General features: G+C 72.8%; 7 protein-coding genes. 3 read left to right on the forward strand and 4 right to left on the reverse strand.

The features are described 5' to 3' along the window. The first annotated feature begins 176 nt into the window (after window positions 1-176). Complete coding sequence (locus ABT001_RS21815) at window positions 177-1,211, forward strand: lytic polysaccharide monooxygenase auxiliary activity family 9 protein (RefSeq protein WP_351279953.1); 1,035 nt, start codon at window positions 177-179, stop codon at window positions 1,209-1,211. Window positions 1,212-1,277: 66 nt separating this feature from the next. Here the strand turns inward: ABT001_RS21815 and ABT001_RS21820 are convergent, their stop codons facing one another. Both ABT001_RS21820 and ABT001_RS21825 read right to left on the reverse strand, forming a co-directional pair. After that, the gene (locus ABT001_RS21820) at window positions 1,278-2,276 is read right to left on the reverse strand and encodes a DNA polymerase Y family protein (RefSeq protein ID WP_351279956.1); all 999 of its coding nucleotides are present in this window, start codon (window positions 2,274-2,276) and stop codon (window positions 1,278-1,280) included. Next, entirely contained in the window at window positions 2,273-5,767 is a 3,495-nt protein-coding gene (locus ABT001_RS21825) for a DNA polymerase III subunit alpha (RefSeq protein WP_351279959.1), read from the reverse strand. Before ABT001_RS21825 ends, ABT001_RS21820 begins: the two co-directional genes overlap by 4 nt. Before the next feature lie 157 nt (window positions 5,768-5,924). On the opposite strand from ABT001_RS21825, the gene ABT001_RS21830 reads away from it, so the two are divergent. Further along, a complete protein-coding gene (locus ABT001_RS21830; RefSeq protein WP_351279961.1) occupies window positions 5,925-6,971 on the forward strand; it encodes a DUF3533 domain-containing protein in 1,047 nt (348 codons plus the stop codon). Between the two features lie 15 nt (window positions 6,972-6,986). Here ABT001_RS21830 and ABT001_RS21835 read toward each other — a convergent pair whose 3' ends face one another. Then, window positions 6,987-8,162 (reverse strand): macrolide family glycosyltransferase, encoded by a 1,176-nt coding sequence (locus ABT001_RS21835; RefSeq protein ID WP_351279963.1) that lies wholly within the window; start codon window positions 8,160-8,162, stop codon window positions 6,987-6,989. Window positions 8,163-8,527: 365 nt separating this feature from the next. Between ABT001_RS21835 and ABT001_RS21840 the strand changes: the two genes are divergently transcribed. Then, entirely contained in the window at window positions 8,528-9,019 is a 492-nt protein-coding gene (locus ABT001_RS21840; protein WP_351279965.1) for a phospholipase, read from the forward strand. A 107-nt stretch (window positions 9,020-9,126) separates the two neighbouring features. Here ABT001_RS21840 and ABT001_RS21845 read toward each other — a convergent pair whose 3' ends face one another. Continuing rightward, entirely contained in the window at window positions 9,127-12,606 is a 3,480-nt protein-coding gene (locus tag ABT001_RS21845) for a HelD family protein (RefSeq protein WP_351279967.1), read from the reverse strand. Window positions 12,607-12,794 lie beyond the last annotated feature (188 nt).

The raw sequence follows: 12,794 nt of genomic DNA on the forward strand, positions 1-12,794 counted from the left end.
GGGCGGCATAACGATCGCCACCTGGGGCTTTTCCCGGGTGGAACCCCTTCCGGCAGCGGCTAGCTTGCTGATCAGTTCAGCCCAGTGCGTTCAGTTCAGTTCAGCTCGTTCGGTTCAGCTCGTTCAGTTGACCTGGTCGAACAGAAGAAGCCGTGTCGCGAAGGAGAACCACCACCATGGCCGTCATCACCACCGCCCGTCGCCGGCTCGCCGCCACCGCCGCCGTCCTCGGTGCCGCGCCGCTCGCCCTGGCGGGGCTCTCCGCCGCGCCCGCCGCCGCGCACGGGTCGCTGAGCGACCCGGTCAGCCGGGTCTCGGCCTGTTTCGCGGAGGGGCCGGAGAACCCGCGGTCCGCGGCCTGCAAGGCGGCGGTGGCGGCGGGCGGCACCCAGGCGCTGTACGACTGGAACGGCGTGAACATCGCCAACGCGGCGGGCAAGCACCGTGAGCTGATCCCGGACGGCAAGCTGTGCAGCGCGAACAACGACAAGTTCAAGGGGCTCGACCTGCCGCGCGCCGACTGGCCGTCCACGCCCGTGACGGCGGGCAGCCACACCTTCCGGTTCCGGGCCACCGCACCGCACAAGGGATCGTTCGAGCTGTACCTGACCAAGGCGGGCTACGACCCGACGCAGCCCCTGAAGTGGTCCGACCTGCAGGAGAAGCCGTTCGCCACGGCCACCGACCCGACGCTGGAGAACGGGTCGTACGTCTTCGACGGCACCGTGCCGGAGGCGTCGGGACGGCAGTTGATCTACACGGTCTGGCAGCGGTCGGACTCCGCCGAGGCCTTCTACGCCTGCTCCGACGTGGTCTTCGGCGGTGAGGGCGCCGGGGGCGGCACCACCGAGGCGGCACCGGCGCCGGTGGCCTCCGCGCCGTCGGAGGAGGAGATCGACGAGGGCACGGACAAGTCGTCCGTCGAGCACAACGGCCACGGTGACGACGACGCGGCGACCGGTGCGGAGGTGACGGAGGCGGCCCCGGCTCCGGTCCCGGCCGAGGACACGGCGGCGAACGCTCCCGAGCCGAACAACGTCGCCGCCTCTCCCGCGGACACGGCCCCCGCCGGCGACGTGCTCGCCGAGACGGGTGGCAGCAGCAGCACCTCGTACCTCGCGATCGGTGGAGCCGCCGCGCTGGCCGTCGGTGCGAGCGCCCTGTTCGTCTCGGTCCGCCGCCGGGCCGCGGGCGGCTCGCACCGCGCCTGACCCGGGGACGCGTACTGCCGGGCCCCGGTTCCGGGGCCCGGCAGTACGCGTCCCCGGGACGGGAGGTCAGGCCGCGAGCCTGCCCGGCTTCACGGCCTGCGGGCCGAATCTGGCCCGCAGCTGGTCGGACACCGCCTCGATCCGCCGTGTCCGTTCGTCCACCGGGTCGAAGGTGAGCTGATGGGCGGCGCGTTCCGCGTCGTCGAGCCCTTCCGCCCTCAGCCCGATCCCCCGCACCCGCGCCCGCTGCAGGGCGAAGGAGTCCTGGATCCGGTACGCGAGCGAGCTGAGCGCCGCCGAGTGGGCGGTGGGCTCCGGGAGCGTACGACTGCGGGTCAGCGTCGCGTAACCGGTCCGGCCGGCGTAGCGCACGGAGACCGCGAGCGAGCGGCACACCTGTCCGTCGCCGCGCAGCCTGGCGCCCAGTTCCTCGGTGAGCGAGAGGAGCGCGCGGCGGTGCCGCTCCGGGTCCAGTTCGTCGTGGGGGAAGGTGCGCTCGGCGGCGATCGACCGGGCGGCGGCGTTCGGCACGACCCTCGTACGGTCGATGCCGTTGGCCCGTTCCCACAGCTCGCGCCCGGTCCGTACGCCGGTGATCCGCTGCAGGGTGGTGAGCGGTGCGGCGGCTATCCGGCCGATGGAGTCGAGCCCGTATCCGCACAGGGTGCGCGCGGTCGCCGCCCCGACGCCGTCCAGTGCGGCTGCGGGCTTGGACGCGAGGAAGCCGGCGTGCTCGCCCGGGGGCACCACGAAGGTCGTTCCGGCCGTCGCCTGCCGTGCCGCCATCCGCGCGAGCATGGGGTTGGAGGCGGCGCCGATCGCGCAGTCCACACCGTGCAGCGCGAGTGCCCGCACCCGGATCAGGGAGGCCAGGCCGGCCGCGTCCTGCCCGAAGTAGCGCAGCGCGCCGGTGACATCGGCGAGCGCGGCGCCCGGCGGTGCCGCCTCGACGACCGGGGTGAAGGCCCCGAGGAGGGCGAGCAGCCCTTCGTACCCCGCGCTGTCCGGCAGTCCGCCGCCGATCCGGCGGAACCGCAGGCACAGGACGGCCGGCTGGTCGTTCATCCCGCGCTCCCCTGGCTCCGGTGCCACAGTTTCCTTCCGGTGGGCGTCCCTTCACCGGCCGGCTGGAGATCGGACCAGGGGTTCATCTCGTAACCGGTCGGGAGCTGGATGCGGCGGCCGTCGTCTGCTGCCTCCTTCTCCTCCTCCGAGGGGGGTTCCTCCGCCAGTCGTGCAGCGACCGCGTCGAGGCCGCCGGTGCGGCGGAGTTCGGCCAGCTCCGCCAGGTTCCAGGCCGCCGAGCCGACCACGCTCATGCTGCGCGCGCCGCGCCGCTGGACCACCCCGCGCACCAGCAGCAGCCAGGAGTGGAAGACGGTGTGCGCGCAGGCGGCGTGGCTGTCGTCGAAGAAGGCGAGGTCGACCAGGCCCGTCCCGTCGTCCAGGGTGGTGAAGATGACCCGGCGCCCGGAGCGGACGGGCGGGGTCTGGGTGGCCACCTTGGCGCCCGCGACCAGCACGGTCTCCCCGTGCCTCGCCTCCCTCAGCCGCTTGGCGGAGATCGCGCCCAGCTCCTCCAGGAAGACGTGGTGATCGCCCATCAGATGGCGGGACACGTCCATGCTGAGGACGCCGAGCTCGGCGCTGAGGCGTTCGGCGTCGTTGAGGTCGGGCAGCCCGACGGTGCCGGTCCGGTGGCCGTCGCCGAGCGGGAGCTGGGCGCCCGCCGCACTGGAACCGGAGCCCCGCTGGGCGCGGTGGAGCTCGGACAGATGCAGCAGCAGGTCCCGGCGGTTGGCGCCGAAGGCGTCCAGCGCGCCGACCTGGGCCAGCCGTTCGGCGGCCGGTTTTCCGGGCCTGGCCCGCTGCCAGAAGTCCAGCAGCGAGGTGTAGGGCTGTCCGGCCTCGATCCGGGCGACCTCGGCCTCACTGATGCCGTGGACGTCCGGGAGAGCCAGCCGCAATCCCCATTTATCACCGTTGTCGCCAGACACCAGTTCGATCCGATGGGTGGCCGCCGACCGGTTCACATCCAACGGCAGCACCGGCACCCCGCGCCGCCGCGCGTCCGCGAGCAGCAGCCGCTTCGGGTACATCCCGGGGTCGTGCGTGAGCAGCCCGGCGTAGAAGGCCGCCGGGTGGTGCGCCTTGAGCCAGGCCGACTGGTACGTCGGCACGGCGAAGGCGACGGCGTGCGCCTTGCAGAAGCCGTAACTCCCGAACGCCTCGATGATCTCCCAGGCGCGGGCGATCACCTCGGCGCCGTACTTCCTCCGCGCCGCCCGCTGTGCGAACCAGACCCTGATCCGGGCCTGCGAATCAGGGTCGGAGAGCCCGCGCCGCACCCGGTCGGCCTCGCCGCGTCCGCAGCCGGTCATGATGTTCACCATCTCGATGATCTGCTCGTGGAAGACGACCACCCCGTAGGTGTCGCGCAGTGCCTCCTCCAGATCGGGGTGCGGATACCGCACGGGCGCGCGACCGTGCCTGGCCTCGATGAACGGCCGCACCATGTCGGCGGCCACCGGCCCCGGCCGGAACAGCGATATGTCGACCACCAGGTCGTGGAAGGTTGCGGGCTGGAGCCGGCCGACCAGGTCACGCTGGCCCGGTGACTCGATCTGGAAGCAGCCCAGCGTCTCGGCACTCCTGATCAGCCGGTACGTCTCCGGGTCGCCCTGCGGTACGGCGTCCAGGTCGACCTCCCGTCCGGAGGCCCGCTTCACCTCGGTCACCGCGTGCGCCATCGCCGACTGCATCCGTACGCCGAGCACATCGAGCTTGAGCAGCCCGAGGTGCTCCACGTCGTCCTTGTCGAACTGGGACATCGGGAAGGGGCCGCCGCCCGTGCCGTCGGGGCCGTGCGGGATCTCGCCGCTGGTGGGTACGACCGGTGTGCGCCGCAGCAGCGAGTCGTCCGAGAGGAGCACCCCGCACGGGTGCATGGCGATGCCGCGCGGCAGGGCGTCCAGCGACTCCACCAGGTCCCAGAGCCGTCCGTACTTCTCCTTCCGCCCGGCCACGGCGCGCAGTTCGGGCAGTTCCTCCATCGCGGCGCGGGCGTCCCTGGCCCGGATGTGCGGGAAGGCCTTGGCGAGCCGGTCGGTCTCGGCCGGGTCCATGGAGAGCGCGGCGCCGACGTCGCGGATGGCGTGGCGCACCCGGTAGGTCTCCGGCATGGAGACGGCAGCGACCCGCTCGGCGCCGAAGCGGCCGATGATCGTGCGGTAGACGTCGAGGCGGCGGGCGGACTCGACGTCGATGTCGATGTCGGGCAGCACGAAGCGCCGCTTGGACAGGAACCGTTCCATGAGCAGCCCGTGTTCGAGCGGGTCGGCGTGGGCGATCCCGAGCAGGTGGTTGACCAGGGAGCCGGCCCCGGAGCCGCGTGCGGCGACGCGTATGCCCATGCCCTTCACGTCGTCGACGACCTGGGAGACCGTCAGGAAGTAGGACGCGAAGCCGTGGTGGGCGATGATGTCCAGCTCGTGGTGCATCCGTTCCCAGTAGTCGCGCCTGCGGTCGTAGCCGTGCAGCACCATGCCCGCGGCGGCGCGGGAGGCCAGCACCCGCTGGGCGGTGCGCCGCCCGGCTCCGACGAGGCGCGGTTCGGGGAAGTGGACGCTGCCCAGACCCAGGTCGTCGGCGGGGTCGACGCGGCAGGCGTCGGCGGTGCGCCGGGTCTCCGCGAGCAGCCGCCGCCCCGCGTCCTGTCCGAGCCCCGCCGCGGCGGCGATCCGCTCGGCGGTCTCCCGCATCGCGAGGGCGTCCTTGAGCCATCGCTCCCCGCTGTCGAGGGGGGAGCGGCGCGGGTCGACGGGGACCAGCCTGCGGGCGGAGTCGAGTACGTCGGCGACGGGCCCCTGTCCGGGGTCGGCGTACCGGACGGCGTTGGTCAGCACGGCCCGCACCCCCTGCTCGGCGGCGAAGCCGACGGTACGGGCGGCGAGCCGCAGCGAGCCGGGGCCGGTGCCCTCGCGGCCGTGGTGGACGGCTTCGAGACGCAGGGCGTCAGCGTAGATCTCCCGCCAGGGGGCGAGCAGCGCGGCTGCCCGGTCGGGACGGCCGGCGGCCAGGGCCGCGCCCACCTCGGAGGCGGGGCCGAGCAGCACGGTGAGCCCTTCGGCGGGCAGTGCGTCCCGGTCGAGCAGGGGTTGCCCGGCGTCCGGGTGTCCGGGGCTGTGGGCATGGGCGGCGGTGACCAGCCGGCAGAGCTCGGCCCAGCCATGGGCGCCGTCCCGGGCGAGGAAGGTGACCCGGGGTGCGGATTCATCGACAAAGGCACCCCCGCGGACCGGCTTACGCGTCCGGTGCGTACGCCCCTCTCCTCCCGCCTGCCGCGCCACCGCGAGCTCCACCCCGAAGAGCGGTCGTATCCCGGCCCCCTCGCAGGCCCTGGCGAAGCGGACCGCGCCCGCGAGGCTGTCGCGGTCGGTCAGCGCGAGGGCGTCCATCCCCCGCTCGGCGGCGCGCTCGGCCAGCCGTTCCGGGTGCGAGGCCCCGTACCGCAGGGAGAACCCCGAAACGGTATGCAGATGCGTGAACCCTGACATCCGCACCTCCTGGACCGCCGATCCGTACTCATCACCCCCCTCGCTCCACCATAGACCAAGTTTCGAACGTTCGTACGATAACCGGAGGTGCGGCCACCTCTCCGCCATTCGGCCCGCCCCGCCTGCGCGAACCACACCCCGGCCGGACCGTGGGGGCATGACTTTCGCTGACGAGGTGAGAAACGCCGTCACCGCACGGGCCGCGCTGCTGGTCATCGGCGTGCTGGCGCTGCAGCTGCTGTTCATCGCCTCCTACGTCGGCGCGCTGCACCGGCCCGACCCGACGGACATCCCCTTCGGTGTCGTCGCCCCGCGGCAGGTGTCCGGGCAGCTCGTCACCCAGCTGGACGGGCTTCCGGGCGGACCGCTCGACCCGCGCGCGGTCTCCGGTGAGGCCGAGGCCCGTCGGCAGATCCAGAACCGTGACATCGACGGCGCCCTGATCGTCAGCCCCACCGGGGCGACCGACACCGTACTGGTCGCCTCCGGCGGCGGCACCGTGCTGGCCACCTCACTGACCAAGATCATCAAGGAGGCCGAGGCGCCCCGGCAGCGCACGGTACGGACCGTGGACGTGGCCCCCTCGTCCCCGGACGACTTCGACGGCCTCTCCTCGTTCTACCTGGTCGTGGGCTGGTGCGTCGGCGGTTACCTCTGCGCCTCGATCCTGGCGATCAGCGCGGGCACCAGACCGGCCAACCGGCAGCGCGCGGTGATCCGCACCGCGGTGATGGCGCTGTACTCGATCGCGGGCGGGATCGGCGGCGCGGTCATCATCGGCCCCGTCCTCGGCGCGCTCCCGGGCAGCATCTGGGCCCTGGCCGGCCTGGGCGCCCTGGTCGTCTTCGCGGTCGGCATGATCACGCTCGCCCTGGAGGCACTCACCGGCATCGTCGGCATCGGCCTGGCCGTCCTGCTCATCGTGATCGCGGGCAACCCGAGCGCGGGCGGCGCCTTCCCGCTGCCGATGCTGCCGGACTTCTGGCGGGCGATCGGACCCGCCCTGCCGCCCGGCGCGGGGACCTGGGTGGCCCGCTCGATCGCGTACTTCAGGGGCAACGCGGTCACCGGCCCGCTGCTGGTCCTCTCCGCCTGGGCGGTCGTCGGCACGGCCCTGACCCTGCTCCTGTCGATGCGCCGCCGGGACACGGAGGAGACCCGGCAGGCGAGGGCCTCCTCCGGCGGGGGTTCGAGCCTCGGCTGAGGCCCGGACCCGGGGTCAGCCCAGCATCTCCTCGACGAGGCCGGCCGCCCGCACCGTCCCGCCCTCGGCACGCGCCTCGGCGCGGAGCCGCGCCGAGCGCCGTGCGACCTCGGGGTCGGCGACGAGCTCGATGAGCGCGGTGCGCAGGGCATCCGCGGTGGCGTCCACCGTGTCGATGCGGCGGGCCACGCCCAGACCGACGAGCCGGTCCGCGTTCATGAACTGCTCGGCGCCCTGCGGGACGGCGATCATGGGAACACCGGTGTACAGCCCTTCGCTGCTGCCACCCATCCCCGCGTGGGTGACGAACGCGTCGGCCTGCTCCAGGATCGCGAGTTGGGGCACCCAGGAGTGCACCTCGACGTTGCCCGGGATCTCGCCGAGTTCGCCGGGATCCGTGTGCTTCCCGATCTGGAGCACGACATGCCAGCCCGCCAGGTCGCCGTAGGCCTCCAGACACCGGCGGTAGAACTCCGGCTGCTTCGTGTACGCCGAGCCCAGGGAGATCAGCAGTACGTTCTCGGCGCCGGCCGGCCGGCTCCAGGTGTCCCGGTCCGCACGGGAGCCGAAACAGGGGCCGACGAAGGTCACCACGCCGGTGTCGACCTGGTCCGCGTGCGGCTGCATGGCCCTCGGAATCATCGCCAGAGCCCTCGCGGGCCGGCCGGAGAAGGCGTCCACGTCGGTGGTGGCCGCCCCCGAAACCGCGAGCCATCGCGCGAACTTCGCGCGGTACGCGTCGGCGCCGGGCAGCGCCCACAGGGCCGCCGCCATGTCGTCGTCGTAGCCGTCCCAGGCGACGAAGGTCGGGGAGAGCTGGAGGACGGGCCGGCCCTGCGACTCGGCGAGGGCACGCGCGGCGTAGGCGCCGATGTCGTACAGATACAGATCCGCCGGGTCGGCGTCGTACACGGCACGCAGCTGCGGCAGGGCCTGGACGGCGTCGTCCAGGAAGAGCTCCATCGCAGCGATCGGGTCGTCGGGCCAGTCGTTGTCGGCGACCGGAAGGACAGAGCCGCACGGCACGAATTCGGCACCGGTGGCCGTGATCAGGCCGGCCACGGCGGGGTCGTTGGCGTACGTCACCCGATGGCCACGGGCCACCAGCTCACGCAGGATCTCGAGGCTCGGCAGGACGTGACTGACGGCGGGAATGCCGGTCATGGCGATATGGGCACGGCGACGGGACATACGGGATCACTCGTTTCAGGTCTACGGCGAAGAGGACACACCGGGACGGTGCGCCGCCGCACGGCAACAGCCTGCCGAGGAGCGCGCACGGGTCGCGGTACGGGAACGGGGACGCGGCCCCGCCCGTGTCAGCCGTAGATCTGGTGGAAGTGCATGCCGGAACTCTAGAGCACACCCCAGGACCTGCGCAGGGAATATCCGGGGTACTCCGGCCGACCACCGCCCGAGGCACGTCCGAATTCCTGGCGGCCGGCCGGCGAACTCGCTAGGCATGGCAGGTGCATGACGGCATTCTTGGAACGCCTCGCGGGACCCGTGAGGCGCACGGCCGGCCCAACCCCCCTTTCATCCACCGGAGGTTGCTCATGCGTCGCAGATTCACCGTCCCGTTCGCCGCAGTCGCTGTGTCGCTCCCGCTCGCCCTCGTACCTGCCGCCTCCGCTTCGGCCGCCCCGTCGGACAAACCGCAGGTCCTCAGCTCCTGGACCCAGACGAGCGCCTCCAGCTACAGCGCGTGGAACGCCGCCCGCAACAATCAGGGCGCATGGGCCGCATACGGCTTCAACTGGTCTACTGACTACTGCAGTTCATCCCCGGACAACCCGTTCGGCTTCCCCTTCCAGACGGCCTGTGCCCGCCATGACTTCGGCTACCGCAACTACAAGGCCGCCGGCACGTTCCCCGCGAACAAGTCCCGCATCGACTCCGCGTTCTACTCGGACCTCAAACGCGTGTGTGCCGCCTACTCCGGCGCCCAGCTGACCGCGTGCAACAGCACGGCGTGGACGTACTACCACGCGGTGGACATCTTCGGCGTCGCGCCCGCCAAGGCGAGCACGCTGACGCCCGCCGCGTGAACGAGAGGCCCGAGCCCGCCGCGGCGGCGGTCTCGGGCCCCACCACCCACCGCGCGCCCGGGGCACCGCGGGGGCGTATCGCAACACCCTTCGGTGGCCGGAGTGTTCTACGCCTGCTCCGCCCCCAGCACGGCGTCGGCGCCCTGGCCGGCCCAGGTCTGCTGCGGGGTGCGCCACAGGACGTCGACTCCGAACACGTCGTGGACGGTGGCGGCCGGCCAGTCCTCGGCCGGGGGGTCGGACAGGACCAGGCAGAGGCGGTCGGCCCGCGCGGGCAGGACGTGGTCGACCTCCCGGAGGCGTACCGCTCCCGAGCGGAGGTCGGCGTACGTGCGGAGGCCGGCGCCGAGCACCTCGAAGAGCACCCGGCCGTTCTCCGTGACGCAGGTGGCGTCGGCGACCGGGTGCTCGGGCTCCAGTCCCCGGTCCGCACGCAGGAGGGCCGCCTTCAGTTCGAAGCGCACCGCCTCGTGGGTCCTGCAGGCGCGGTCCGTCGCCGCCGAGGCCGTGAGGACGTCGAGGAGGCCCGTGGGTCGTTCTCCTTGTTCCGGCGCGTTGGTGGTCATGGGTTCTGCTTCCTTCGGCTCGGACGGCTCGGACGGCTCGGTTGTCTCGGACGACTCGGGTGTCTCCGACGGCGGCGTGGAGCCCCCGTCGTTCCGCTCGCTCTCCCCCACGGGGCCGGCCGCGTCGTCGATGCGGCGCTCGATGGTCCGCCGCGCCTCGGCCAGGTCCTCGGCCAGGCCGCTGCGTTCCAGTTCGGCCCGGAACCTGTCCAGGTCGGGCGTGCCGGAGGAGGACGCGCGGTTGGCGTTGACCGCCAGGTCACGCAGCAGGCTCAGACGGGCCCTGTCCGGGGAGCCGAGGACCCGCCAGACATCCAGCCAGTCGTGCTGGTCCAGGCGCAGGCAGCGGTTGGCCATGCCCTTGAGCTCCGACAGCCGGGCGCGGAAGTCCTCCGGGACGTGCCCGCCCGCCAGGTCCTCGACCACCGCGAGCGCGTCCGCGTAACGCCTGGCCATGGAGGGTGAGATGGGCCGGCGGCCGCGTTCGTCCACGGTGACGAAGCTGATGCCGGAGGCGTGGCGGAGCACCCAGGCGTCCAGCTCCGCCCCGAGGGTGGGAGGCGTGGAGCCGTGGCGCACGGCCATGAGCAGCGGGCGGTCCGTGGCCGGCGAGATCGCCTCGACCTTGTAGTTGCCGCCCGTGGTGTGGCCGATGACCCGGACCCGAATGTCGGTCCCGATCTCGGGGATGTCCGCTCCCACCACGGGCACGGAGCCGGGATCGGCTTCAGGCCCGGCCTCGGGCCGCGGCTCCTGGGTGCCCCCGGTGGTGTCCGTCAGGGCGTCCGGGAGGGGGGCGGTGTGCAGAACGGTCAGGCTCTGGGTGCTGCGGGTCAGGGCGACGTACAGCTGGCGCAGGCCGGCCGGGCCGCGGTCGGCGATGGTGGCGGGCTCGACGACGAGGACGTGGTCGTACTCCATGCCCTTGGCCTGCGCTGCGGCCAGCACGGACACCGCCTCGCGTTCCTGCGCCGTGATGCCGTCGGCCTCGTCCAGGTGGCGGGCGATCTCGTCGAGCCAGCCGGAGTCGTCGGGAACGATGACGGCGACGGACCGCAGGGTGCGCCCGTCGCTGCTGCCGACAAGGCGGACGGCCTGGGTGACGGTGTCGCCGAGCAGCTTCCAGGGCTCGGTGGCGATCGTCCGTACGGCGTCCGCACCGGCCTCCCGCACGGCACGCGGGTACGGCAGCGAGGGTGCGACCGCCCGTGCCAGGGGGGCGACGAACTCCATGATCTCGGCGGGTACGCGATAGCTGGTGGTCAGCTTCTCGACGCGCCAGTCACCGTGGTCGGACAGGAGTGCGCCGAGGCGGTCCCATCCGGTGTACGGATACGGGCCGGTGGCCTGGGCCAGGTCACCGAGGACGGTCATCGAACCGCCCCGGGCGACACGGCGGCGCAGGGCACGGGCCTGCATGGGCGTCAGGTCCTGGGCCTCGTCGGCGACGATGTGGCCGTAGCGTCGCGGGGTCTCACCCGTGATGAGGTGGCGGAGCTCCTCGAGACAGACGCGGTCGTCCAGGGTCCAGGGGTCGTCCTCGGCCCGCTCCGCCCTGGGCCTGTGCAGGGCGGCCTGTTCCGCATCGTCGAGGATTCCCTCGGCGCAGGCACTCAGCAGGTCGGGCGAGTCGTAGAGGCTGCGCAGCGCTTCCCGGGCGCCCGGTGAGGGCCAGGCCCGGTCGAGGAGGCGCTCCACCTGGCGGTTGCGTTCCAGGCTTCGGCGGATCGTGCCGTCCGCGCCACGGCGTGGTGCCTGGACGGCGAGTTCCCGCAGGAGGCGGTCGACGAGCAGGCTGCGGAAGCGGTCACGGCGCTCGCGGTGGGCCCCGTCACCGCCGCGCGCCTCCTCGAACAGGGCCTGGATCCCGGAGCGCGGGACACGCAGGGTCGTGCTGCCCGCGGTGACGGTGAACGCCGGCTCGTCCCCGTCGAAGGAGGGCTCGGTGAGGAGACGGTCGATGGCCTCGGGGCGGCACTCCTGCTCGACGCGGCGCCGCAGGACGGCGGCCATGCGCTCGTCGGACTTCACCAGCCGTGCCGCCGGTGTGTCGGTGCCGAGGACGTCGCCGTCCCACAGACGGGAGAGCTGCACGGCGTTGACGTCGCGGGTGCCGAGGGTGGGCAGGACCTGGCCGACGTAGTCGAGGAACCGCTGGTGCGGGCCGATGACCAGCATGTCCTGGGCCTTGAAGTGGTTGTTGTCGACGAGCCAGGTCACGCGGTGCAGACCGACCGCGGACTTGCCCGTTCCGGGGCCGCCCTGTACGACCAGGATGTCGGAAGGAGTCCCCGTGACCAGGTCCATCTGATCGCGGCGGATGGTCTCGACGATGTCCCGCATGCGTCCGCTGCGGGAGCGCTGGAGCTCCCGCAGCAGCAGGTCGTCCGGCTGGAGGGGCTTGCGGCGCTGGAGCCGGGCCACATCGGCGGGGGTGCGGACCGGCGGGCGGGCCCCCGGCCTCTCCGCCTCCGCTCCGCCGGCGTCGACGGGCTCCGGGGCGGCGGCGTCGTCCCCGGCCTTCCGGGGCGTCGGGACGGCCGGAAGCTCGGCTTCGGCCACGGCTGCGGGCACAGCGGCCGTGGTGATGTCGTCGAAGTAGTCCTCGACGACGCGGCGCACACAGCGCAGTTGGCGCCGCAGGGTGATGTCACCGGGCGCGTCCGGCTGTGCCGCCAGCCACTTGGACGCGGCCGGGCTGGTCCACAGCACGACGACGGGCTCGCGGGTGCGGACGTCGGAGACCGCGCGCCGCCCCACGTACCAGGGCCGGCACTCCTCCCCCGTCGCCTCCGGCGCGTCGACACGGGCGGTGACCAGCGATTCGTCACCCAGCCCGCCGTACGCGGCCGCCTTCTCCTCGATGTCGAGCCGATTGGCGATGCCGTCCTTGTTGCTGACGGCGGCCGTTGCCGCAGCGGCACCTGTCATCTCGGCCAACCGCTCGGCGTAGCATTCGTACGCCCGGTCCACGGCCTTCTGCTCGCCGCCGATGACCTGGTCGCGTGTGGTGGTGTTCATCCGCTGCCCCCCCTCTCACGGTGCCCGTCGGGACACCGTCACGGTCCTGCGTCCGCGCCCTTCGACATCGCTGCCGCCCGCGTCCTGCGCGCCCGAGGCGACACGACTCCGCCCCTGGAGCGGCCGGAGATCAAGCATCTCAATCATTGACTCAGTTCACAAGCAAAAGTGGGGATCGCTTTCCCGCC

This window comes from Streptomyces sp. NPDC002793, assembly GCF_040295485.1.
Taxonomy (GTDB): Bacteria; Actinomycetota; Actinomycetes; order Streptomycetales; family Streptomycetaceae; genus Streptomyces.

Bases quoted from the DNA above. Each gene is read 5' to 3' on its own strand.
- ABT001_RS21815 (WP_351279953.1), top strand. From the start codon at position 177: ATGGCCGTCATCACCACCGCCCGTCGCCGGCTCGCCGCCACCGCCGCC.
- ABT001_RS21820 (WP_351279956.1), bottom strand. From the start codon at position 2,276: ATGAACGACCAGCCGGCCGTCCTGTGCCTGCGGTTCCGCCGGATCGGC.
- ABT001_RS21825 (WP_351279959.1), bottom strand. From the start codon at position 5,767: ATGTCAGGGTTCACGCATCTGCATACCGTTTCGGGGTTCTCCCTGCGG.
- ABT001_RS21830 (WP_351279961.1), top strand. From the start codon at position 5,925: ATGACTTTCGCTGACGAGGTGAGAAACGCCGTCACCGCACGGGCCGCG.
- ABT001_RS21835 (WP_351279963.1), bottom strand. From the start codon at position 8,162: ATGTCCCGTCGCCGTGCCCATATCGCCATGACCGGCATTCCCGCCGTC.
- ABT001_RS21840 (WP_351279965.1), top strand. From the start codon at position 8,528: ATGCGTCGCAGATTCACCGTCCCGTTCGCCGCAGTCGCTGTGTCGCTC.
- ABT001_RS21845 (WP_351279967.1), bottom strand. From the start codon at position 12,606: ATGAACACCACCACACGCGACCAGGTCATCGGCGGCGAGCAGAAGGCC.